Raw genomic sequence first — 23,620 nt, 5'->3', positions numbered from 1 at the left:
GGCGGCCGAGGTTGTTATTGCTTGACGAGCTGACCACCCGGCTGGGCCGTCAGCGTGATGTTCTGGCCCCAGGAGGTGGGGAAGGTCGCGGTGGCGTAGACGGAGCCCCCCGCGGTGGTCGTGCGGCAACTCCAGCCACTCCCCGTACAGGCGTTCAATCCCAGACCGTCATTGAAGAAGCTCGACCACGAAAGGACCGTGGACTGCCCCGCGCCGACCGTCGTCGTGGTCATGTTGACGGCGAAGGAGAGCCCATAGGGCTTGGGGCAGGTACAGCTGAACGTGAGCGCCTGCGTCGTGCTGTTCGTGAGCGTCCACTTCGTCGGGTAACTGGCGAGCTCACGCTGGGACTCGGAGGTCTCCTCCGTCCCGGCTACCTCTTCCGCCGACATCCCACAGGCGGTGAGCGCGAGTCCCGACAACAGGCCGATGAGCAGTCCATTCAGTCGCATTCGTTGCAATCCTCTCGTTGTGGGCTCGGGAATCCAAGCCTATCCACTATTACCAGAAATTCCTGGATGTTGGTTTTATTCCAACGGCTGCGCGATGAATGTCTTTTCTGTCCGTGAACAGCCGGACAACAAGCGTGCCCCTCTCTCTTTTCGAGAAATCGAAAAGGCACCCGATGGAACACTCACGGATAGCGCACGGGCGCGGGCGGATCCGCGGGCAGCGGAATGAACTCCGTCTCCTCGGGGACCGCGGCGAAGCGGCGCTCGCGCCAGTCCGCCTTCGCCTGCTCCAGCCGCTCCTTCGAGCTGGAGACGAAGTTCCAGAAGATGTAGCGCGGACCGTCCATCGGCTCGCCCCCCAGCACCGCCATGCGCGTCGCGCGGGTGGCTCGCACGACGAGCTCACTGCCCGGACGCAGCACGAGCAGCTCGCCCACGCCGAACTCGGTGCCATCCACCTCCACCGAGCCCTCGGCGAGGTAGAGCCCCCGCTCCTCGTGCTCGGCCGGGATGACGAAGCGCGCCCCCTTCTCCAGCGCCACGTCCGCGTAGAACATGTCCGAGAAGGTCTTCACCGACGAGCGCTTGCCATGCAGCGCTCCGGCGAGCACGTGCATGCGCACGCCCTCGCCCTCGAGGAAGGGCATCGTCTCGGCGGGGTGGTGCACGAAGGAGGGCGCCGTCTCCTCGTGCGCCTTGGGCAGCGCCACCCACGCCTGGAGCCCGAAGAGCTTCCCGCCCGCGGCGCGCGTCTGCGGCGCCGTGCGCTCGGAGTGCACGATGCCCCGGCCCGCCGTCATCCAGTTCACCGCCCCCGCGTGGATGGGCTGCACCGTGCCCAGGCTGTCCCGGTGCAGGATGGAGCCCTCGAAGAGATAGGTGACCGTGGCCAGGCCGATGTGCGGATGCGGCCGCACGTCCAGCCCCTTGCCCGCCTCGAACAGCGCCGGCCCCATCTGGTCCAGGAAGATGAAGGGGCCCACCATCCGGCGCCTCGCCGAGGGCAGCGCCCGCCGCACCTCGAAGCCATCCCCCAGGTCCTTCGTCGGGGCGACGATCAGCGTCTCCAGCGCGGGGTGCGACTTGAGGTCCATCGTGTCCTGGCTGTTCATGATCGGCTCCCTGGAGTCCTCGGACTCGCGAGCGGCGTGCTCCCCGCTGTTCGATGGACACATCCTGGGGCCTGGCGCCCGTCCGCACTAGCCGACACTGGCGGGAAGCGTCGTCCCACCCATGGAACAGTTCTTCCAGACCGTTCCCGCTAATTCCCGGCGCCGTCTCCCGCTAGTTTGTTCCGGGTCAACCCCTCACCCCAGGACGACATCCCATGGCCATCCAGAGTCAAACCGAGCAGAGCGGCGCGTTCCGTCAGGTCCTCCATGTCGGCGCCCACACCCTCCACGCCGACACCCCGACCACTCCGGGCGGCGAGGCCTCCGCCCCGGGGCCCCATGACTACTTCGATGCCGCGCTCGCGTCGTGCAAGGCCCTGACGGCCATGTGGTACGCGAAGAAGTACGGCATGGCCCTGGAGCGCGTGGAGACCATCGTCGAGCGCGACGACTCACGCGAGCGCCAGGGCACCTATGTGCTCAACGTGAAGCTCGCCTTCCACGGCGACCTCACCCCGGAGCAGAAGCAGAAGCTCCACGACGCCGTCGCGCGCTGCCCCATCCACAAGCTCATGACCTCGACCACCATCGAGGTCGTCACGGCGCCGCTCGACCCGGCCGGTACCTGAGCGGACCGAGGGGCTAGAGGCTCGTCGACAGGTGGACGCCCTGCCGGGCATGCTGGGCGGACAGGTAGGCGTCCTCGGCCCGGACGAACAGCGAGCGGATGGCCCCGGCCGAGGGCGTCTCCAGCACCGCCTGCCGCAGGTGGGTATCCCTTAGCAGCGCCGCGATGCGGGTGAGCAGGCCCAGGTGCAGGCTCGCGGCCTTCTCCGGTGACACGAGCGTCACCAGCAGCCGCACGGGCCGCCCATCCCGGGCGCCGAAGTCCACGCCCGCCGGGTGCACGGCGACACACACCGTGGTGTGCTTCAGCCGCTCCACCCGGCAGTGGGGAATGGCCACCCCCTCGCCAATCGCCGTGCTGCAGATGCGCTCGCGCACCGCGAGCCGCTCCTCGATGTGCCGCACCGGCGCGTGGGCATGCGCCGAGAGCGTCCGGGCGAGCTCATGCAACACGCCGTGCCAATCCCTCGCCCCCAACGCGGGAATGATGCCGCCTTCTGGCAGGTGATCCGTGAATCGCATCGCCCCCCCCCTCACGGCGCGGCGGCGAATCGCTCGCGCCAGGAAAGCGCGCCTCGCACCGCGGGCCGCGGCGACCGTCGCCCTCTCTGCGCACATGCTCGAAACGGAGTCGCGCATCGGCAAGCCCCCCACCGCCAAGAAGCACGCCTGCCCCGGCGACGGTGTCGGGTGGCGCACCGGAGCGCCTCGACGAGACCCCTCCCCGGGGGACACTCCGCGCGCCGCCCACCCGACATCCCTTCGGAGTACCCGCGTCAGCGCACGAGGACGAGCCGGCGCACCGGGGCCGGGCGCGGGGGCTCGGAATGCTCGAGCTTCTCCCCCAGCTCGCGCACCACCCGCGCGAGCAGCTGGTGATCCTGTCCGCACCACACCTGACGCTCCCCCTCGGCGGTGCGCACCAGCAGCCGGTAGGTGTCCGCGGCGGCCACCACCCGGGCGATGGCGGCGAAGACGAGCAGCGTGGCCACCACCAGCGCGGCCGTCACCCGGAACGAGCCCGGCTGCAACAGCAGTCCCGGCACCAGCAGCGCCGCGCTTCCCCCCACTCCGAGTGGCAGCCACAGCCCCGGGGACTCGCGCCGCGTGCCGAAGCCGCGCAGCTCCTCCAGCCGCCACGAGTGGCCCTCCGCTTCCAGCCGCTCGCTGGTGAGCCGCAAGCCCTCGCCCTCCACCAGCACCCGCTCGCCCGAGGGCGTCTGGACAGGGGCGGGCGAGGAGGAGACCAACCACAACACGGGCCGTGCCCGCGCTCCCTGCCCGGATTCATGCTGCCTCATCGTGCCTCCCCGCCCCAGCCGCCCGGAGCATTTGACAGGCCCACCTCGCGCAGCAGCCGCTTGAGCGCCTCCAGCGGCGTGCCCAGCGCGTAACAACTCCGGGCGCCCAGGCGCATCGCCAGGCACCGCAACCGCTCGTCCTCGAACGGCAACAACACGATGACGGGCGCCGCTCCCGACACCTCCCGCAGCACCCCGCGCACGCTGTCCTCACGCTCCACCAGCGCGAGCACCACGTCCGGACGCGCCCCCCCGCCGTCCTCCTCCAACGGAATGCCCATGTCCCCCAACACGTCGCTCAGCAGCGAGCGCAGCGACTCGTCCGCGCCGTGCAACCGGACCGTCCTTGGCAGCACGCCCTCCATCCGCTCACCTCCCGTCCGTCATGACGCGGACGGCCACCGGCATGACGCGACAAGGCAAGACCCAAGGCATGGACGCGCGGCCTCCTCGGCTCCTGGCTTCAGCAAGCCACATGCCCGGGCCACGCCTCTCTCGAAGACGCAGCCCGCACCCACCGGAGCGTGGCAAGGTGCCAGGGTGCCCTGGCGGATTTCCACCCCGTCCCCCGACTTCCCCAGGCGACGGCGCGCCGCGTCGCTCCACTCCACCGTCCGAGGGTGGAATGGCGGCGCTCCTGGAGCCCCGAAGGGACCGCGCCCGGGCGTGCACGGGGCAACACGCGCGAGGGGGTAGCGCCCGGCGTGCTTGCTCCACGCCACGCCGATGAGCACGCTCGGAGCCGTGGGACACCGAGCAGAGGAGACTCCCCGGGGGGCCGCGGGCACCAGGCGCGACCACCCCGCGAGGCGAGGTCCTTCCCGCCTGGGACAGACGCGCCGGGAACCCCAGGGACTCGCGCTGCTCACCCTGACCGCCCTGGGCGTGGTGTTCGGGGACCTGGGGACGAGCCCCCTCTACGCGCTCCAGGAGAGCTTCCACGGACCGCACGCGGTGGAGGTGACGTCCGGCAACATCCTCGGGGTGCTGTCGCTCATCGTCTGGTCGCTGCTGCTGGTGGTGTGCGTGAAGTACCTCACGCTCCTGTTGCGCCTGGACAACGAGGGCGAGGGCGGCATTCTCGCGCTGGTGGCGATGCTGCGGCCGGCCGGCTCGCGGGGGAGGCGCGCGGTGCTGGTGGGGCTCGGGCTGTTCGGCGCGGCGCTGCTGTACGGGGATGGCGTCATCACCCCATCCATCTCGGTGCTCTCGGCGGTGGAGGGGCTGAAGGTGGCCACGCCCGTCTTCGAGCCCTACGTGGTGCCGCTCACGGTGCTCATCCTCCTGGCGCTCTTCTTCGTGCAGCCCTGGGGCCCGGGACGGGTGGGGGTGGTGTTCGGGCCCATCGTGGCGCTGTGGTTCCTGAGCATCGGGGCCATCGGGGCCTGGGGTGTGCTGCGCGCCCCCGAGGTGCTCGCCGCCTTCAATCCCTGGCACGCGGTGCGCTTCTTCCAGGAGTCGGGCTGGCACGGCTTCCGGGTGCTCGGCTCCGTCATCCTGTGCCTCACCGGCGCCGAGGCGCTCTACGCGGACATGGGCAACTTCGGCCGGCGGCCCATCCGGCTCGCGTGGTTCTCACTCGCCCTGCCGGCGCTCCTGTTGAGCTACCTCTCCCAGGGAGCCTTCCTCCTGCACCACCCCGAGGCCGCCGACGCCCCCTTCTACCGCTCACTGCCCGGCCATGCGCTCTACCCCATGGTGGTGCTGGCCACGCTGGCCACGGTGGTGGCATCCCAGGCGCTCATCAGCGCGGTGTTCTCCCTCACCCATCAGGCGACCCAACTGGGCTATTGCCCGCGGCTGACCCTGCGCCACACGTCCCCGACTCACGAGGGGCAGATCTACCTGCCCGCCATCAACTGGGCGCTGATGACGGCGTGCGTCGCCGTGGTGCTGGGCTTCCGCTCGTCCCAGGCACTCGCCTCGGCCTATGGGCTGGCGGTGTCGGGCACCATGGTCATCACCACGCTCATCTTCGGCTCGGTGGCCCGGCGGCGCTGGCATTGGCCGCCGTGGGCGCTCGGGCTCGTGGTGGCCGGCTTCTTCCTGGTGGATGTCTGCTTCCTGGGCGCCAACCTGCTGAAGATCTCCGAGGGCGGCTGGCTGCCGCTGGTGATGGCCACGGTCGTCTTCCTGCTGATGGCGGTCTGGCGGCACGGGCTGGAGCTGCTGCTCGCCCAGCGCGACACGCACGGCGTGGAGATGGAGAAGCTGCTCCAGGCGCTCTCGCGCAGCCCCCTGCCCCGGGTGCGTGGCACGGCGGTGTTCCTGACCGGCACGAGACACGGCGCGCCGCCGGTGCTCGTGCACCACCTGGAGCACAACCAGGTGCTGCACGAGCAGGTGGTGCTGTTCACGGTCGTCACCGAGACGGAGGCGTCGGTGGAGCCCTCCGAGCGCGTGAGCTGGCAGTCGCATGGCCAGGGCGTCACGCGGGTGACGGCGCGCTACGGCTTCATGGAGCACCCGGACGTGCCCCGGGTGCTGGAGCAGGCGCGCCGGCTCGGGCTGGAGGCCCTGGCGGAGCCCGTGACCTTCTATATCGGGCGGGTGACGCTGAGCGTGCGGCGTGGCCGCGGGGCACCGCTGTGGGTCAAGCGACTGTTCCGGTTGATGCTGCGCAACGCGCCGCCCACCACGGACCACTTCCGACTGCCCGCCCAGCGGGTGATGGAGCTGGGCGCGCAGGTGGAGTTCTAGCGGACGGGCGTCAGCGGCAGATGCCCCAGAGCATCTGCACGCCCGTGCCGGTGAGGACGGCCAGGTCGTTGACGCCATCCTTGTCGAAGTCGGACGAGGCCAGGGCGCGGATGCCCGCCTCCAGATTGCTGGCGGACAGGGCGACCTGCGGCGCGAAGGTCCCACCCGGCTGGCCGAGCAGCACCCCCACCTCGTTGCCCAGCGAGCCCACCACCAGATCGGGCACCGAGTCGCGGTTGACGTCCATGAGCAGCAGGCGCGTGGGCGAGCGGACGGTGGGATAGGAGGCCTGGACGACGAAGGAGCCATCTCCCCGCGCGAGGAGCACGAGCACCTGATGGCGGCGCGAATCGGCGACGATCAAGTCCGGCAGGGCATCCAAGTCCAGCCGGGCCGCCACGAGCCCGATCGGCGTGCCACCCGTCTGGGTGAAGCGCTGCGCCGCGAAGGTGCCATCGCTCTGGCCCAGCAGCACGCCCACGGACTCGCACGTCGTGTCTTGCGTCGAGGCGCAGGTGGTCGCGTGAGCGACGGCGAGGTCGGGGCGCCCATCCCCATTGAAGTCCGTGACCACCAGGGCCCGGGGCTCCGGAGACGCGAGGTAGGAGGTCGCCGTCCCCAACGAACCGTCACCGTTCACCGCGAACACGGAGACCTCCTGGGTGTCCGCCTTGATCGCCGCGACGCGCCGGGTCCCGTTCTCCTCCCACACCTTCAGGTCGCGCAGCAGGGCCGCGGACGGCGAGGAGAGGAGCCGCTCGAAGGAGCCATCTCCCCGGCCCCGGTACAGCCCGAACGTGGAGTTGCCACCGTTGGTGGTGAGCACATCCAGGGACTCGTTCCCATCGAGCTTCGCGAGCGCCATGGACGTGGGCTGCTCGGCGCGCCACAGGCTGGGCGTCTGGAAGAGCCCCTGGCGGCGGTTGAGCAGCACGGAGATCACCTTGCCGCCGGTGTCCGCCGTGACGAGTTCATCGAAACCATCGTTCTGCAGGTCGCCCACCGCCAGGTCCACCTGATCTCCGCCGAGCGCGTAGCGCACCGGGGGCAGGAAGCCGCAGTTGCCGAGACAGACGGCGCCACCATCCGGACAGGAGCCCTGGCACGACGAGCCCCCGGTGCACGAGGGCTTCGCATCGAAGGTGCCTCCATCGCTGGCCTGCACGAGGCCGCCATCCGCGTCGGACCCCGGCCCCGGATCCGGATTCCCCGGCGAGCCCGGTCCTGGATTGCCGCCGAGGGGGGGAGGCCCTGGATTACCGGGGCACGCCACGAGCAACAGACACAACGCACTCAACAGAGGCACCATGAGCAGGGTGGGAACAGTGGAGTTTCTCGTCGACGACACGCGGGTGACCTCCGGAAAGGAAAGGACCCGGAATCTAACCTCCCCGCGCGCGCTCGCAGCAGTGGATGGTGGACACGTCGATGCCGGGATTTCCGCTGCGCGCATCTTGTTTCCACCACACTGCGTTGCTCGAGCCGATCCAGCCAGACCCCAACGCATGATAGGACAAGGCGCGCAGGTGGAGTCCTGACCTCAACAAAGCCGTAAAAGCTCATCCGATTGACTTCAAAGCGTGGTATACCACGCCCTCACATGTCATACATCAGATCGATTTTTATCGTGTTAGTGCTTTGCGGCTGGGCGGGGACTGCCATGGGTGCCCCAGCCATCCCCCGGCTCGTGGCCGGGCAGGTACTGGCGGTGGACTCGATCCGATCGCAGACCTTGCAACTGCTCGCACGCGGGCAGGTATCGGAAGCCATTGACTACTGGGTGCTGGCGACCGGAAAAGACGCTCCCGCGTGGCTGCTGGCCACCAAGACGGCCTTCGAAACCAGCAAGCAGGTGGCTGGAGCGTGCCAGGGGGTGGCGAAGAATATCCATACGGCGTTCACCCAACTGGGGGGCAAGCCCGAGTTCGTGGAACTCACGACCAAGACGCACTTCATCATGTTCAAGATGCCAGGCGGGCGGGACATGCGACTCACCGAGACGGGCTATCATGTCCTGGTGCGGATGAATGGCCGAGCCTACGACGCGTATACAGGGTCCGCGGGGATGCCCTGGGCTGAGTACATGAGCAGAGCCGGCTCCCGCTTGGAAATCAAACAGACAGTGGTCGATACCATCACGAGGGCGCCCTGATCATGTCTTCCCAGGAGAAGACCGCCGTTCCCCTGCTGGATGTGCTCATGACCCTCCGCGAGGACATGACAGCTCGCGGCCGGGGGCCCTATCAATACATCGGCATGCCCGATGTGCAGCACGTGACAGGCTTCATCGTGGGTTACAACGAAGGCCTCGACAACCTCGAGGTCGAGGTGGGGACGGATGCGTTGTTCAGGGATTGGCTGCGCGACGTCAAGATGGCGTTGCCCGGCCAGGGTTGGGCAGCGGCCTATCTGGCGGAGTTCCAGGGCAATCAGGACCGGGCCCTCCGCAAGTACCTGGACTTCGTCGCCGAGTTCCGCGCCCTTCCACCTCAATCCCTGGCGGCCCTTCGTTGGCCCTATCAGGGCCAGCACCCCTCGCTCCGGACGCCCTCCTGGACGTTCTCGCCCCCGCCCTCGCTCACGTTGGATGTCTTGCTGAAGATCCGCCAGGAGGTGGGTTCGGTGCCGGGGCGGCTGGGAATGTTCATCGGCACCATCGACGTGCGGCGGATGGCTGGCTTCGTGAATGGCTACCGGTTGTGCCTTGCCCTCGCGGGGGCACGGGATGAGGAATATCCTCGCTTCGAGCGCTGGCTACACGAGGAGAAATCCCTCCCCGCGGGCCAGGAGTGGCCCCAGCCCTTCCTCCAAACATGCCAGGGAGACGATGAGCAGGCCATCCACCGGCTGCTCGGATTCGCGGCGGAGTTCCGCGCCGCGCGGCCCCATTCCTAGACACCTCCGCTAACCTCCCCGCTCGCGCTCGCGGCGGTGGATGGTGGATACGTCGATGCCGAGGATTTCCGCCGCGCGCGTCTTGTTGCCGCCACACTGAGCCACCACGTAGGCGATGTACTCGCCTTCCAACTGACGCAGCGGCACCAGCCGCGTCTGGGCCTGCACGAGCGGGTGCACGTCCCCCGTCACTCCAGGCGCGTGCAGTTGGAGCGTGGGCAGGTCCACCGTCTCCTTCACGGTGACGACGGCGAGCCGCTCGACGAGGTTCTCCAGCTCGCGCACGTTGCCCGGCCACGGCGCGGCGGCGAGCGCGGCGAGCGCCTCGGGGGTGAAGCCGGTGAGGCGCGCGCGGGGATTGCGCTCGCGCGACTTCGCGATGAAGTGCTCCACGAGCAGCGGAATGTCCTCGCGCCGCTCGCGCAGGGGTGGCACGCGCAGGGGCACCACGTTGAGCCGGTAGAAGAGATCCTGGCGGAACTTCCCCTCGCGCACGCGCGCTTCCAGCTCCTGGTGCGTGGCGGCCACCACGCGCACGTCTACTTTGCGCGCCGCGTCCGCGCCCACCGCGCGCACCTCGCCATCCTCCAGCACGCGCAACAGCTTCGCCTGGAGCTCGGGCGCCATGTCGCCAATCTCGTCCAGGAAGAGCGTGCCCCCGTCCGCCTCCAGGAAGAGGCCACGCCGGGGCGTGGTGGCCCCCGTGAAGCTGCCCTTCACGTGGCCGAACAGCTCGCTCTCCAGCAGCGCGTTGGGAATGGCCGTGCAGTTGATGGCCACGAAGGGGCCCGCCTGGCGCGGCCCCTCGAAGTGCAGCGCCCGCGCCACCAGCTCCTTGCCCGAGCCGCTCTCGCCCCGCACCAGCACCGGCGCGTGCGAGTGCGCCACGCGCTCGAGGAGCTCGTACAAGGCACGCAACGGCGCGCTGCGGCCCACCAGCGCCGCGAACGCCGAGCGGTCTCCCACCGCCTGGCGCAGGGCCCGGTTCTCCTCGCGCAGCCGCCGCTCGGCGATGGCGCGCTGCACGTACAGGAGCACCTCGTCCAGCCGGAAGGGCTTGGTGAAGTAGTGCGCGGCGCCGCGCCGCATGGCCTCCACCGCGTTCTCCACCCCGCCGAAGGCCGTCATGATGAGCACCGGCAGCGTGGGATCCGCCTCGCGCACGGCCGCCAGCACGTCGAAGCCGTCCACCTGCTCCATGCGCAAATCACACACCACCGCGTCCAGCACGCGCCCACGCACCGCGGCGAGCGCCTCCCGCCCACTCGTGGCCACGTCCACCGTGTAGCCCGCGTCCGAGAGGGCATCGGCGAGCAGCCGCGCCATCTCCACGTGGTCATCCACCACCAGCACTCGCCCCTCAGACGGCATGCCGCTCCTCGCTCGGCGGGGGCGTGACGGGCCACCACAACGTCACGCACGTGCCCTGCCCTGGTTCGCTCTCCAACTCGATGCGGCCCCCGTGGTTGCGGACGATCTGCGCCACCATCGTCAGGCCCAGCCCCGTGCCCTGGCCCCGCTTCTTCGTGGTGAAGAAGGGATCGAAGACGCGGTTGAGGCTCTCCGGGGGAATGCCGCACCCATCATCCCGCACCGTCAGGCGCACCCCACTCCACGCCCCCGGCGTCCCCGGCGCCTCCACCTGGGCCGCCAGCCGCACCGTGCCCCCCGGCTCGCACGCATCACACGCGTTGAGCACCAGGTTGAGCACCACCTGCTGCAACTGGTCCGGCTCGGCGAGCAGCGGCGGCAGCCCCTCGGGCACCTCCACCTCCAGCCGCACGCGACGCCGCTCCACCTCGCCGTGCAGCAGCTCCTGCGCGCCGTGCAGCAGCCCCCCGAGCGCCACGCCCCGCACCGCCACCGGCTGCACCCGCGAGAAGTCCAGCAACTGGCGGATGGTTCGGCTCACCCTGTCTATCTGCTCGATGATGACCTGGATGCCCGGGGCCTGGGGATGCTGGGCACCGAGCTTGCCCACCACGTACTCGGCCCGGCCGCGCACCACGCCCAACGGGGTGCCAATCTCGTGCGCGATGCCCGCGGCGAGGATGCCCACCGTGGCCAGCTTCTCCGCGCGCAACAGCTGCGACTCGAGCGCGTGCACGTCGCTCAGGTCCTCCACCACGAGCAGCACCCGCACCTCGGCGTCGTGCCGCTCCAGGGGCACGGCGTGGATGCGGTACTGGCCCTCGGCGCCAAAGAGCGGCAGGGGCTCGCCATGCAGGCTGAGCACGCGCTCGGTGGTGCACGCCTCCTCGACGAGCGACACGAGCCGGTCCACCACCGCGGCGGGCGCGTCCGGGAAGGACTCGGGCAGGCTGGCGCCCACGGCGGTGGGGGGCAGGCGCTCGCGCAGGGCCTGGTTCACCGCGGTGATGTGCCCGTCGGCCGACAGCGCCAGGACGCCCGTGGGGATGTTGTCGAGGATCTTCTGCGTCTTCTCGTGCAGGTGGGCGAGCTGATCCGCGTGGCGGCGGCTCTCCTGGAGCGCGAGGGCACGGCGCGAGGCGATGATGACGTAGGCGCCGAAGACGACGAGGAAGAAGGCCACCAGCGAGGCGCCGAGCGCCACGCGCAGGATGACGCCGCGCTCGTGGGCGCGCAGCTCCTCGGTGGAGGCGAACAGGGCCACGCCCCAGAAGGGACCGCCGCGCATGCGCACGGGGGTATAGGCGGCGATGGCGTCCGCCGCGCCCAGGCCCAGCAGCGCCGCCTCGCCCTCGGGCAGCCGCACCGTGCCGCGCTCGCCCGCGCGCAGGCGCCGCAACAGGGCGGCGAAGCCCGGCACCGCGTCCGACGCGAGGTCCACCCGGTTCACCCACTCCAGCAGCGTGGGCGCGCTCGCGCGGATGGGCAGGCCATGCGTGCCGATGAGCAACAGCCGCACCTCGGGCTGGGTGGTGACGAGCTTGAGCGGGGCGAAGAAGGCCTCGGTGTCCACCAGCACCGCCAGGGCGCCCCCGGGCCCGTCCTCGCCGGGCGCGTACGCCGTGGCGAAGATGCGGTACCAGTCCCCGGGCGCGGCGGCCACGGGCAGCGAGGTGAGGATGTCCCCGGGCGCGCGCGTGAGCGCCTCGCGGGCCTTCTCCGTGAGGGCGGTGCTCACCGCGCCCCGCGTGACGGCCGGCCCCGCGCGCCGGTCCACGACGGTGAAGCGCGACTGTCCCTGCGCGTCCAGCACGACGATGGCCTTGAACTGCCCCACCACCTCCAGGAGCGCGAGCAGCTCGCGCCGGTGCTCGGTGACGGAGCCGGGGCGCGAGAGCAGCTCGCCCGCGAAGCGCAGGTCATCCGCCGCGTCGTCGAGCGCGTCGGACACCTCGCGCGCCGCGGCATCCACCTGGGCGGTGCGCTCGGCGGCGAACTGCTCCACGAGCGCCGCCCGATCCCTCCGGATGAGGTGCACCACGCCCACCACCACGCTCGCGAGCGCGATGCACAGGAGGAGCACGGAGACGGCGGCGTTGCGGTTCATGGCGGGGGCCCCGAGTGTGCCAGGAGCCCGGGCGCCGGGCTACGTCGCGGCCGGATGGCAGGACACCTCCAGCGGGAGCCCGAGCGCGGCGAGCTCCGCCAGCTCCCCGGGAGACAGCGAGAAGTGGCAGTCCCCCGTCCAGGCGACCACGAGCGAGAGGGTGACCTGGGTGGCGCCGAGCGCCCGGAGGCCCGGCAGCGCTCCCTTCAATTCGCGCAGGGGCTCCAGGGCGGAGCCGCCGGGGAGGAGATCATCATCGAGCAACACGAGCAGGGCGCTGCCCTCGGCCAGGGCCTTGCCGGCGTAGCGTCCCGAGGGAGGAACGTCCCCGGGCTCGTTCGCGTCCACGAGGGCGAGTCCGGTGCGCTCGGCGGCGCGGGCGGGAGAGAAGGCGGGGCCCTGGAGGACACAATAGAGGAAGCGCCGGTTCATCCCATGTCCACCACGAAGGCCAGGGGCGTGCCACGCCGCACGAGCAGCAACGCGAGCACCTCGGGGGCCAGGGGCCGGGGAACCCCGAGCACGCTCCACGGGTCGGTGGCACCGAGCGGATGGAGCGGAGACGCGAGAGGTGGGTCCGGGGCGTACGCCGCGCGGGAGGGGGCGCGCACGCGCGAGACGGCCGGGCGCGAGGGACGCCGGCGCCGGGAGGGACGCTCGGCGCGGTGGACGGCGTCGGCGCACCGCGAGCCGACGAGGGACTCCAGGGTCAGACACAGGACCTCGCACAGCTGACGCAGGGTGGCGGGTCCCGGGGCCAGCGTCCCCCGCTCCAGGCGTCCGTAGGTGGAGGTGGCCAGACCGATCCGCCGTGCCATCTGCTCCTGGGTGAGCGCCGCGCTCTGGCGGGCGGTGCGCAGCGTTCCCCGAAGCCTCTGGGCCAATCGTTTCCGGACATCGGCGGGCAGGTGACTTGGCATGGTGGTACGAACCCTACCGACCCTGGACGTCAAGTCAACAGGTCATCCTATTTTGGCGGTCACTTGCCAACTTCCCGCCGTTTCAAGTAGGGCCCTCCTGAACCGGGCGCCCCCGTTTCCCACACGCCCACCTGCCCGTCACGGCGCCGTCACGCCTGCCTCGCTAAACGTCCGCCACTCGCTTGCGGTAGAAGGGCGCCCGCGCGCTCCAGAGGGGGAAACACGCACCATGATGAAGCAACCAGCGCCCATGCGTCTGGCGTTCCTGTGCCTCGTGCTGTCCGCCTGTGCTCCTGGCGATGGTGCGGCTTCGCGGGCTCCAGCGCGGATGGCCCAGGCCACGCTCACGACGACCGACACCCGCCCCGTCCGCCTCATCCGGGACATCCATCCCGAGGAGGACACGACCTTCGGCTCCAGGCCCTCCGGCTTCGCCCGCATGGGGTCGTTCGTCTACTTCTCCGCGGCGGATGCGCAACTGGAGAGGATCGGTCTGTGGCGCACGGACGGCACCGACGAGGGCACCACACGTGTGGCCAGCGTCTATGTGCCCGAGACTCCCACCGAGGTGGATGGGCTGCTCTACTTCTCGAGCGGGAACCCGGACAAAGAGCCGTGGCGGAGCGACGGGACTCCCGAGGGCACCTTCCGGCTGGCGGACCTCCAACCCGGTACCGATGGCTCCTCGCCCAAGGGCTTCACCGGACTGGCCGGAGCCGTCTATTTCTTCACCGAATACGGCACGCCCGCCCTCTGGCGGTACGACCCGGCCACCGGCGTCACCACCGCCCTGCGCTCCGTGTGCGAATCGTATTGCTCGATGAGCAACCTGGTGGTGCACGCGGGCCGCCTGTACTTCACCATCGAAGGCGACCGGAGCGGCTCCGGGCTGTGGACGAGTGATGGGACGGAGGCGGGGACCGTCCGCGTCTCGGAGGTGCAACCGGTGGATTTCCGTCCGAGCGAGCCCGGGCTGGTGTCGCTCGATGGCGCCCTCTACTTCCTCGCCCGGGAGTCGTACGCCTCCGGCCAGTCGCTCTGGCGGAGCGATGGGACCACGGCCGGGACGCGGCCCGTGCTTCGGCTCGACCCCGCGGGCACCACCTCCCGGAGCATGAGCCTGCTCAGGGTGGATGACGCGCTCGCCATCGCCGTCGAGGAGAGTTCCACCCAGTGGAGCCTGTGGTGGAGCGACGGCACCGCGCCGGGCACGGTGCGCCTCAAGGAGTTCACCCTGTCCTATTCGAACGACGGGCTGGTATCGCTGACGGCCGTGGGCAACAGGCTCTTCTTCGTCGTGGCGGACATGGGGAGCTACCCCTCCTTCGACGAGCTGTGGAGCAGCGACGGCACGGCGTCCGGCACGGTGCGCGTCAAGCAGTACAAGAGCACCACCTCCTCCTGGGATGCCGCGGTCCGCGAGCTGACGGCCGTCGATGACATGCTCTACTTCGTCGCCGAGGACCCCACCGTCGGCGTGGAGCTGTGGCGCACCGATGGCACGGAGCAGGGCACGGTGCTCGTCCGCAACATCGACCCGAGGGATGCCCCGGGCACGTCTCCCTCGTCGGGGCCTCGCTTCCTGTCCGCCATCGGGGACACCCTGTACTTCACGGCCGACGACGGCCACTCCGGCTACGAGCTGTGGAAGTCCCAGGGCCAGGCGTGGAACACCGTCCGCGTGAAGGACATCTACCGCGAGTGGTGGAAGGCCGGGGGCACCAACCCGAGCATCCTCGGTACCGCGGGAGGCCTCTGGTTCTTCCATGCGCGCGAGCTACTGGGCGGCGCCACCACCATCTTCACCCACTCCCTCTGGCGCACGGACGGGACGGAGGCGGGCACCTTCGCCGTGAAGTCCCTGGGCTCCGACTGGATCGACCCGCCCTCGACCGAGGGAGCCTCCCTGGGCTCGGACTTCATCTTCTTCTCGACCGATGGGTCCACGGGCGCCCTGTGGAAGACGGCGGGGGCGGCCACCGGGGACGTGGTGCAACTGTGGACGGGCTCCTATCCCGGAGCCCTCGAGGCGGCCGGCGGACAGGTCTTCTTCTACGGGACGCAGAGCGGCCTGGGCGAGGAGCTGTGGCGCACCGACGGCACGCCCGAGGGCACCCGCCTGGTGAAGGACCTCGTGCCGGGCTGGAACTCGAGCGTTCCCCGCTCGTTCACCCCCGTGGGGGAGTGGCTGTACTTCACCGCCCAGGATGGCGTCAGCGGACGCGAGGTGTGGCGCACCGATGGTACGCCCGAGGGCACGTCGAGGGTGGCGGACCTCATGCCGGGAAGTGGCTCGTCCAATCCGTCGGGTCTCACGGACGTGGGCGGCGCGCTCTTCTTCGTGGCCACCACGGACGTGGGCCTGGGGCTCTGGCGCGTGGGGGGGCCCCAGGAGGCGCCCGCGCTCGTCGCGGTGCTCGCTCCTCCCGGGCCGGGCACGGTGGCGCCGACCCGCTTCACCGCGGCGGCGGGCCGCCTCTTCTTCGTGGCCACGGACCCGGAGCACGGCGCCGAGCTGTGGACCAGCGATGGCACCTCCGGAGGCACGCACAGGGTAGGTGACATCTGGCCTGGAACCGGGGGGTCACAGCCGAAGGAGCTCGTGGCGGTGGGCGGGCTGCTCTTCTTCACCGCCGAGGACGGCGTCAGCGGGCGCGAGTTGTGGCGCAGCGACGGCACCGAGGAGGGCACCTTCCGGTTGGCGGACATCCATCCCGGCTCCGGCTCGTCCTTCATTGACGACAACAGCCAGTTCATCCAGGGCTCGCGGCTACTCGGGCTCGAGTCCGAGGGGCTGTTGCTCTTCGCCGCCTCCGCGCCGGACTCCGGCAACGAGTCGTGGCTGTCGGATGGCACCCGGGAGGGCACACGCCGGCTGGTGGACCTCTTCCCCGGCGCCCTCGGCTCGATGCCGCGTAGCTTCGTCCGGCTGGGAGACCGTGTCGCCTTCGCCGCGGACGACGGGTACACCGGGCGGGAGCCCTGGCTGCTGGAGGTCGCGGCCCTCACCAACCGTGAGCCTCCCACGTTGACGTGCCCCGAGGACCTCGTGGTGGAAGCCCTCCAACCCGCGGGCGCGCCCGTCTTCTTCCCCGCCCTCGAGACCCACGACGACGTCACGGCCTCGCCCTCCGTCACCTTCAGCCGGACGTCCGGAGGGTTCTTCCCCCTCGGCACGTCCGAGGTGACGGCGACCGCCTCGGACGATGCCGGCAACCGGGCCTCCTGCTCCTTCCACGTCACCGTGCGCGACCACACGCCTCCGGCCGTGTTCTGCCCGGGTGACGTGACGGTGGAGGGCACCGAGGCCGCGGGTGCCCATGTGGACTTCCGGTCCCCGACGGCCACCGACGGGCGCATGGCCCCACCGCACGTGACGCTCTCCGCCGCGCCGGGCAGCCTCTTCGGCTTCGGCTCGCACACCGTGACGGCGACGGCCACGGACGCCGCGGGCAACACGTCCTCCTGCTCCTTCGTCGTCACCGTCAGCGACACCCAGGTGCCCTCGCTCGCCTGCCCGGATGACCTCGCCGTCGAGGCCACCAGCCCCGAGGGCGCGCGCGTGGACTTCCCTCCCGCGACGGCCTCGGATGGCGTCCGGCCCACGCCCACGCTCACGTCCCAGCCCGCCTCGGGCAGCACGCTCGCGAATGGTGTCCACCGCGTCACCATCACCGCCACGGATCTGGCCGGGCTGAGCAGCACCTGCTCCTTCCGGGTGTCGGTGCGGGACACCACCGCGCCCCAGGTGACGTGCCCCGAGGACGTCCAGGTGGAGGCCACCAGCGCCCAGGGCACCCCGGTGAGCTTCCCGGCACCCACCGCCGTGGACACCGTCTCCACGGCCACGCTCGAGGTGAGCCACGCCTCGGGCGCGCTCTACCCGCGAGGCACCACCCGGGTGAGCGTCTCCTCGAGGGACGAGGCGGGCAACACCGCCGTCTGCCGCTTCACCGTCACCGTGCGGGACACCACCGCGCCCCAGGTGACGTGCCCCGAGCCGGTGGAGGTCCGGGCCACGGCCGGCTGGGGCGCCCAGGTGACGTTCCCGGACGCGGTCGCCCGAGACGGCATCACCCCCGCGCCCACCGTCGTGGCGGACCCGCCCAGCGGCGGCGTCTTCGCGGTGGGTGAGCACTCCGTCACCTTCACCGCTCGCGACGAGGCCGGGAACACCGCGACGTGCTCGCTCCCGGTCCGCGTGCTGCCCGGGGTGGCGGTGACGGAGCCCGGAGGTTGCTCCACCGTCCCGGTGGGCTCGGGCCTGGCCTGGAGCGCGCTCGCCCTGCTGGCGTGGCTGGCCATGCGCCGGCGGCCGGCGCGCTGACCCGGACTGGGGGAGCCGCGACGCGTCCACGCGGCTCCCACACTGGCCCGGGGGTTTCAGTGCTGGAGGAGCAGCGCGGTCTTCCCGGAGAGGCCCAGGCCACTCCCGAGGAGCAGGTCCAGCAGGCCATCCCCATTCGCGTCCAGCACCGCGAGCTCCATGGCGGCGTACTCGTAGACCCCGAAGACCTGAGCCGGAGCGAGCACTCCCTGGCCCACGCCCCGCAGCAGGGACACCGAGTCCATGCCTGGGTTGGCGCACAGCACGTCCCGCCATCCATCCTGGTCGAAGTCCACCACGTCCAGGCCGGAGCAGTTTCCTTCCGCGGGGTACGTGCCGACATGGGCGAATCGACCGGTGCCGGTGCCCTTCATCACGTAGAGGCTGTACGACACGCCGTGGCCGCTGTACACGGCGTCCAGGAAGCCATCGTCGTCCAGGTCGGCCAGGCGCAGTTCGTTCAGGTAGACGTCATACCCGAGCGACAGCGTGGCTCCGTCCGTGAAGGTGCCATCACCGCGGCCCATCAGCACCTTCGTGACCTGGCCATACGACCCCTGCGGCACCACCAGGTCCAGCGTGCCGTTGTGATCCAGGTCTCCCAGTAGCGCTCGCGTCGGGCTGTCTCCGGCGCTCAGGACGACGGGAGGCTCGAAGGTGCCATCCCCCCGGCCGAGCAGCAGCCGCACCTCGTTCAGGTAGGAGTCGCCCTCCACGCGCAGGGTGCGGAAGACGAGATCCAGCCTTCCGTCCCCATTCACGTCACCCGCGTCGGCGTGTAGCACTTGTCCTCCAGGCGAGAGGTCGGGGCCGGGACGCAGGGTGCCGTCACCGTTGCCCAGCAGGAGCCCCACGGTCCCGTCGGTGGAATCGCGCACCACCACCACGTCCAGCGCCGCGTCCGCGTCCACACGCGCGACCAGCAGCTCGTGCACGAGGGACCCCACCGCCACGGCGGGCCGAGGCAACAGGCCCCCGGGGCCACCGAGGCTCACCCCCACCTGGTCCAGGCCCGGCCCCGTGGAGGTGACGGCATCCGTCCAGCCATCCCCATTGAAGTCTCCCGTGGCGAAGTGACTGCCAGGCCCGGTGAGCAGCGCCTGGGTCGTGCGGCCCGGGCCACCGAGCCACACGCGCGCGTCGTCGCTTGACTGCTGGAGCGTCGCCACGTCGGACACGCCGTCCCCATCGAAGTCTGCGGTGGTGACGAAGTAGGGCATGCGTCCCGCGGGCAGCCGCGGGCCGGGCGCGAAGGTTCCATCCCCCAGTCCCCGCAGCAGGGCCAGGGTGTTGTCCTCCTCGACCTTCACCGCGAGGTCCAACTGGCCATCTCCGTCCAGGTCCGCCGCCGCCACGGAGGCATGTTCCCAGTAGAAGGTGTCATCCTGGAGCGAGGCCACGCGCTCCGCCGTGGAGAAGCCGCCCCGGCCGTCTCCCCGGAAGAGGAAGAGCTGGGTGGTGTTGCCCTGCGACGTGGCGGTGATCAGGTCCACGTGGCCGTCCTTGTCGAAGTCCCCCAGCGCCTGGTCGTGCGTCAGGAACGCCCCCTGCACCTGCTGGATGCGGAAGGGGCCCTCCCCGTTGGACAGCACGGCGAAGGCCGCACCGATGCCCGCGGCCAGCAGATCCTGGTGGCCATCCTCGTCGAGGTCGGCCAGGGCGAGCCTGGCTCCCGAGGAGCCCATGCGTCCCAGGGGCTTGAAGTCGCCGAGCGTGCCGTCTCCCTGGTTCAACAGGAGACCCAGGGTGCCATCACTCGCCACCGCGGCCACGTCGGGAGTGCCGTCGCGGTCGAAGTCGGCGACGGCGACGCCCTGGTGCGTGTTCTCGCTCCCCGAGCCGAATCCCAAGCGATAGGCGCGAACGGTGTCGAACGCGCCATTGCCGAGGCCCCTCGCCACGCTCAGGCCCGGGTACATGCCCGCCCAGATGAGTTCCGGCGAGCCGTCTCCGTCCAGGTCCGCGGCGACGGGCCGGGTGTTCACCCCCAGGTAGGAGCCGAGCTCGTGCTGGCGGGCCGGCTGGAAGCCACCGTTGCCCAGTCCCATCAACAGCGTCAGGGAGGAGCCGTGGGGCTGCTCGACGATGGCGAGGTCCAGCTTGCCATCCCGATCGAAGTCTCCCACCGTGCCCGAGTGGGGATGGCCCCGCGTCGTGCTGACGCGGCCGGTGTCCATCCGCGGCTCGCAGCGGGGACCGACCGCGGGCAGGGACAGCGCCACCGTCCTCGAGTCCTGTCCGGTGCCGCCTACCCGGGCGCTCACGCGCACGCGGGCCGTGGAGGCACCGGGTACGTCGACGGCGCGGTTCCACAGGAAGCGGTGGGGGGCGCCCGCCGGCGAGGTGGCGCGCGCGAGCAGGCCCTCGTGGTCGGTGGAGCCGGCCTGGGTGACGCGCTGGAAGGCACCGTCTCCCTTCGCGTCCACCTCCACGATGACGTCGGCGCGCTCTCCATCCTGCTGACGGAGCGTGTAGGAGATGGAGAGGCACCCCTCCTGGGAGGAGGGCACCGAGAGGGCCGTCACCTGCACGGGCATCGGCAGGGGCCGCACCGCGGATGAAGCGGACGACACGTCGCTGGTTCCCACCGCGTTGGTGGCGGACACGGTGAAGGTGTAGGCGCGCGTGCTGGGCAGTTCCGGCAGCGTCACCTCACGCGTCTCCGCGCCCACCCGCGCGTGGGTGCCCGTGGGGTGGACCTCCACGGTGTAGCCGGTGATGGCGGAGCCACCGTCCCCGGCGGGGGCCTCCCAGGAGACCGTGGCCGAGCGCACGCCCCCGGTGGCCTTCACCGCGCCGGGGGCGAGGGGCACATTCAACGTGCGTTGCCTGGACGCGCTCGCTCCAGCGCCCTCGCCCACCTCGTTCCTCGCCGTCACGGTGAAGGTGTACTCCGTGCCGTTGCTCAGCCCGGTGACCGTGGCGCTCCGAGCCTCGGCGCCCTTGAGCAGGCGCATGCCACCTGGCTCGACCGTCACCACGTACTCCTCCACGGGCAGCCCGCCGGTGCTCGCGGGCTCGCTCCAGGTGACGGTGGCCTCGCGGATGGCCGCGGTGGCCTCCACCTCCGTGGGCGCCGAGGGCACGGTCGCGGGCACCACGCGCACCGAAGCGGAGGAGTCGAGTCCCTCACCCACGGCATTGAGCGCGCGCACCGTGAAGGTGGAGGGCTCGCCATTGGTCAGCCCACCCACCACGGCCGAGCGGGCCTCTGCCTCCACTTTCACCCGCACGCCCTGGGGATGCGCGGTGACGAGGTAGCCCGTGATGGGACGCCCTCCATCCGACCCGGGCTCCTTCCACGTCACCTCCACCTCCGCATCGCCGCGCCTCGCGGACAGCAGGACAGGGGCTCCGGGGACATCGGGAAGGGTGACGGCCGCCGATGAGGTGGCCGGCCCCGCTCCCACCACGTTCACCGCCGCCACGGAGAAACGGTAGGTGACACCCGCGTGCAGGCCCGTGACACGGGCCGTGGTTGCCTCGAGTTGGACGGCCAGCGTGGCCTCCCGGGGCTCGCTGTCCACCCGGTAGCCGGTGATGGGGCTTCCACCCTCCTGGGCCGGGGCGCTCCACGTGAGCGTGGCGCCGCCCACCTCGGCGACGGCCTCCACCGGCCCCGGGGCCGAGGGCGCTGCGAGCGGCGTGGGTGGGTTGGGCGGAGGCGGCTGGGGCCCATTGCCAGATTGGCAGGCAGTCCCCACCACCATCCACGCGACAAACAAAGACAAGTGCCGTGACATGACAATCCCCCCGATTGAGAGTGAAAGCAGCGGCGTGCGCCGCGGAAGCAGGCGTGGCGTTATCTCCACTACGTTTTCAGGCACGTCAACCGCATTGAGCCGTCACGGCGCCATCACGCCCGTCTCGCTAGCATGGGGGACGCCTGCCCCCACACCCAGGAGTGGCACCTCCGTCCCGCTGTCCATGACACCCCGTCACGGCAGCGGTGCCCTACTGGATGCTGGAGTAGCCACCTCCGCCTCAAGGGACGGGGGCGCGCTCCAGGAACTCGAGGATGCGCGCCGGGGAGTCGACGATCACCTCCGCACCCGCGTCCCGCAGCGCGGAGAGGGAGTCGAAGCCCCACGACACGGCGATCATCCTCACACCCACCTGCCGGCACGCCTCCACGTCCCGGCGCTCGTCCCCGATGTAGACGAGCTGCTCACGCGACAGGCCGCGCCGCTTCATCAGCGCCCGCAGCGGCCGGGCCTTTCCGAAGACGCGGCTGCCGCCCTGGATGCCCACCACCCAGTCCTCCACGCCGTGCCGCCGCAGCACGTCGCGGATGTTCGACTCCTCGTTGGAGGACAGGATGCTCAGCCGCAGCCCCCGGGCGCGCAGCTCGCTCAACAGCTCGGGGATGCCCTCGTAGAAGCCGAGCCCGGACAGCTCCTTGCGGTAGTTCTGGAGGAACTCGCCCACCAGCCCGGGCACGTGAAAGGGAGAGACGCCCAGGCGCCGGCCCCGCTCGAGCAGCGGCAGGCCTCGCATCTCCTCCAGGTTGCTCGCGGTCAACAGGCTGAAGCCCCTGCGCCGGGCGATCTCGTTGTAGAGCCGGAGGACCAGCGCGCGCGAGTCCACCAGCGTCCCATCGAAATCGAACACGACGTCCGTCACCATCCGCGGCACTCCCATGGCCCGTCCACTCACGGAACGTAGCCAACCTGCCGGCGCGCCGCGTCGATCGTTTCGAGCACGGCGATGGAGCGAGCGAGCGGATGCAAGGGCGATTCGGTGAGGCCCTCGGCGATGTGCCGGGCGATCGCCGTGGCCTGGTAGGCGAGGCCGCCACTGCCGCGCAAGGCGGAGGAATCACTCCAGCGCAGCCGCGTCTCCCCGGTGGGGGACGAGAGCGTGAATCCCCCGGGGGCGATGAACCGCGCCTCCACCTGGAGGCGAGCGAGCGTGCCGCTGATGGCCGCCTCGTTGGGGGTGTCGATGAAGAGCGAGGTGTGCACGAGCGCCTGCGCGCCCGAGTCCGTGGTCAACACGAGCGCGGTCTGCCCATCCACGCCCGTCTTCGCGAGTACGCCCGTCGCGAGCACCTGAGCGGGCGTGCCGAGCACGAAGTGCGCGAACCACAGGGGGTAGACGGCGAGGTCGAGCAGGGCCCCGCCACCGAGCGAGGGACTGAAGATGCGGCCCTCGGGCTCGAAGTCGAAGCGGACGCCGAAGTCCGCCACCACGAGGCGGGGATCGCCGAGCACGCCGTCGCGCAGGAGCCGGTCGATGAGGACGGTCTGCGGCAGGAAGCGGGTCCACATGGCTTCCATGGCGAACACGCCCGCCGCGCGCGCGGCCTGGGCGATCTCCCGGGCCTCGGCGGCGTTGAGCGCGAAGGGCTTCTCCACGAGCACGTGCTTGCCCGCGGCGATGGCGAGCAGGGCCTGCGCCTTGTGCCCGCTGTGGGGAGAGGCCACGTAGACGATATCGATGTCGGGGTCCGCCACGAGCTGCTCGTAGGAGCCGTGGACCCGTGAAATGCCATACGTCGCCGCGAAGCTCCGCGCGCGCTCGGGCTCGCGCGAGGCCACGGCGTGCACGCGTTGGTCGGTGTGCTGGTGGAGCGCCCAGACGAAGGCCCCCGCGATCCGGCCGGGCGCGAGCACGCCCCAGCGCAACACGGGCCCTCCGCGCAGGGGAGTGATGTCGGGCTCGGGCAGGGCGGAGGGAAAGACACTCATGCGCCCGACCCTAGCAGCCGACCCGCGCGCGTGCGCCCCTTCCACGCCGCGCTCAAGCGACCCCGGGTGACGACGCGGCGCGTCCCGACTGCGCGCTGGCCATCACCTCTCCCGAGCC

General features: G+C 70.9%; 18 protein-coding genes. 5 read left to right on the top strand and 13 right to left on the bottom strand.

Annotated elements, in window-relative coordinates; translation table 11 throughout:
* Positions 1 to 14 precede the first annotated feature (14 nt).
* Entirely contained in the window at positions 15 to 452 is a 438-nt protein-coding gene (locus CYFUS_RS01200) for a hypothetical protein (RefSeq protein WP_095983538.1), read from the bottom strand.
* 182 nt (positions 453 to 634) lie between these two features.
* On the bottom strand, positions 635 to 1,564 hold the full coding sequence (locus tag CYFUS_RS01195; RefSeq protein WP_095983537.1) for a pirin family protein: 930 nt from the start codon (positions 1,562 to 1,564) through the stop codon (positions 635 to 637).
* Between the two features lie 215 nt (positions 1,565 to 1,779).
* Between CYFUS_RS01195 and CYFUS_RS01190 the strand changes: the two genes are divergently transcribed.
* Positions 1,780 to 2,193, top strand: coding sequence for an OsmC family protein (locus CYFUS_RS01190; RefSeq protein ID WP_095983536.1), 414 nt, complete (start codon positions 1,780 to 1,782; stop codon positions 2,191 to 2,193).
* Positions 2,194 to 2,206: 13 nt separating this feature from the next.
* Here the strand turns inward: CYFUS_RS01190 and CYFUS_RS01185 are convergent, their stop codons facing one another.
* The 3 genes from CYFUS_RS01185 to CYFUS_RS01175 all read right to left on the bottom strand — a co-directional run bounded on the left by CYFUS_RS01185 (position 2,207) and on the right by CYFUS_RS01175 (position 3,848).
* Positions 2,207 to 2,713 (bottom strand): PTS sugar transporter subunit IIA, encoded by a 507-nt coding sequence (locus CYFUS_RS01185; protein ID WP_157758162.1) that lies wholly within the window; start codon positions 2,711 to 2,713, stop codon positions 2,207 to 2,209.
* A 254-nt stretch (positions 2,714 to 2,967) separates the two neighbouring features.
* Positions 2,968 to 3,492, bottom strand: coding sequence for a DUF6232 family protein (locus CYFUS_RS01180; RefSeq protein ID WP_157758161.1), 525 nt, complete (start codon positions 3,490 to 3,492; stop codon positions 2,968 to 2,970).
* A complete protein-coding gene (locus CYFUS_RS01175) occupies positions 3,489 to 3,848 on the bottom strand; it encodes a DNA-binding response regulator (protein ID WP_232537290.1) in 360 nt (119 codons plus the stop codon). Before CYFUS_RS01175 ends, CYFUS_RS01180 begins: the two co-directional genes overlap by 4 nt.
* A 370-nt stretch (positions 3,849 to 4,218) precedes the next feature.
* Between CYFUS_RS01175 and CYFUS_RS01170 the strand changes: the two genes are divergently transcribed.
* On the top strand, positions 4,219 to 6,192 hold the full coding sequence (locus tag CYFUS_RS01170; protein ID WP_420042676.1) for a potassium transporter Kup: 1,974 nt from the start codon (positions 4,219 to 4,221) through the stop codon (positions 6,190 to 6,192).
* A 10-nt stretch (positions 6,193 to 6,202) separates the two neighbouring features.
* On the opposite strand, the gene CYFUS_RS01165 is transcribed toward CYFUS_RS01170, so the two are convergent.
* Positions 6,203 to 7,540, bottom strand: coding sequence for an FG-GAP repeat domain-containing protein (locus CYFUS_RS01165; RefSeq protein ID WP_157758160.1), 1,338 nt, complete (start codon positions 7,538 to 7,540; stop codon positions 6,203 to 6,205).
* A gap of 312 nt (positions 7,541 to 7,852) precedes the next feature.
* Between CYFUS_RS01165 and CYFUS_RS01160 the strand changes: the two genes are divergently transcribed.
* A complete protein-coding gene (locus CYFUS_RS01160; RefSeq protein WP_157758159.1) occupies positions 7,853 to 8,344 on the top strand; it encodes a hypothetical protein in 492 nt (163 codons plus the stop codon).
* 2 nt (positions 8,345 to 8,346) lie between these two features.
* Positions 8,347 to 9,087 (top strand): hypothetical protein, encoded by a 741-nt coding sequence (locus CYFUS_RS01155; protein ID WP_095983531.1) that lies wholly within the window; start codon positions 8,347 to 8,349, stop codon positions 9,085 to 9,087.
* A 9-nt stretch (positions 9,088 to 9,096) separates the two neighbouring features.
* On the opposite strand, the gene CYFUS_RS01150 is transcribed toward CYFUS_RS01155, so the two are convergent.
* From CYFUS_RS01150 to CYFUS_RS53730, 4 genes are read right to left on the bottom strand one after another with little or no spacing between them, the layout of a single operon-like run.
* On the bottom strand, positions 9,097 to 10,458 hold the full coding sequence (locus CYFUS_RS01150; RefSeq protein WP_095983530.1) for a sigma-54-dependent transcriptional regulator: 1,362 nt from the start codon (positions 10,456 to 10,458) through the stop codon (positions 9,097 to 9,099).
* Complete coding sequence (locus CYFUS_RS01145) at positions 10,448 to 12,565, bottom strand: two-component system sensor histidine kinase NtrB (protein ID WP_095983529.1); 2,118 nt, start codon at positions 12,563 to 12,565, stop codon at positions 10,448 to 10,450. Before CYFUS_RS01145 ends, CYFUS_RS01150 begins: the two co-directional genes overlap by 11 nt.
* Positions 12,566 to 12,604: 39 nt before the next feature.
* On the bottom strand, positions 12,605 to 12,997 hold the full coding sequence (locus tag CYFUS_RS01140) for a hypothetical protein (RefSeq protein ID WP_095983528.1): 393 nt from the start codon (positions 12,995 to 12,997) through the stop codon (positions 12,605 to 12,607).
* Positions 12,994 to 13,449: a helix-turn-helix transcriptional regulator gene (locus tag CYFUS_RS53730; RefSeq protein WP_198316427.1), complete on the bottom strand. Its 456-nt coding sequence runs from the start codon at positions 13,447 to 13,449 to the stop codon at positions 12,994 to 12,996. Before CYFUS_RS53730 ends, CYFUS_RS01140 begins: the two co-directional genes overlap by 4 nt.
* A gap of 265 nt (positions 13,450 to 13,714) precedes the next feature.
* Between CYFUS_RS53730 and CYFUS_RS01130 the strand changes: the two genes are divergently transcribed.
* Entirely contained in the window at positions 13,715 to 17,812 is a 4,098-nt protein-coding gene (locus CYFUS_RS01130) for an ELWxxDGT repeat protein (RefSeq protein WP_198316426.1), read from the top strand.
* Positions 17,813 to 17,868: 56 nt separating this feature from the next.
* Here the strand turns inward: CYFUS_RS01130 and CYFUS_RS01125 are convergent, their stop codons facing one another.
* From CYFUS_RS01125 to CYFUS_RS01115, 3 genes are all read right to left on the bottom strand, one after another.
* A complete protein-coding gene (locus tag CYFUS_RS01125) occupies positions 17,869 to 21,543 on the bottom strand; it encodes an FG-GAP-like repeat-containing protein (RefSeq protein ID WP_157758158.1) in 3,675 nt (1,224 codons plus the stop codon).
* Between the two features lie 253 nt (positions 21,544 to 21,796).
* Positions 21,797 to 22,438 carry an HAD family hydrolase gene (locus CYFUS_RS01120; RefSeq protein WP_095983524.1) on the bottom strand — a complete coding sequence of 214 codons (642 nt, stop codon included), beginning with the start codon at positions 22,436 to 22,438 and terminating at the stop codon, positions 21,797 to 21,799.
* 26 nt (positions 22,439 to 22,464) lie between these two features.
* Complete coding sequence (locus CYFUS_RS01115; RefSeq protein WP_095983523.1) at positions 22,465 to 23,502, bottom strand: Gfo/Idh/MocA family protein; 1,038 nt, start codon at positions 23,500 to 23,502, stop codon at positions 22,465 to 22,467.
* Positions 23,503 to 23,620 lie beyond the last annotated feature (118 nt).

The organism is Cystobacter fuscus, assembly GCF_002305875.1.
In the GTDB taxonomy this organism is placed as follows: domain Bacteria; phylum Myxococcota; class Myxococcia; order Myxococcales; family Myxococcaceae; genus Cystobacter; species Cystobacter fuscus_A.
This window is presented reverse-complemented; position numbering and strand designations above follow the sequence as displayed.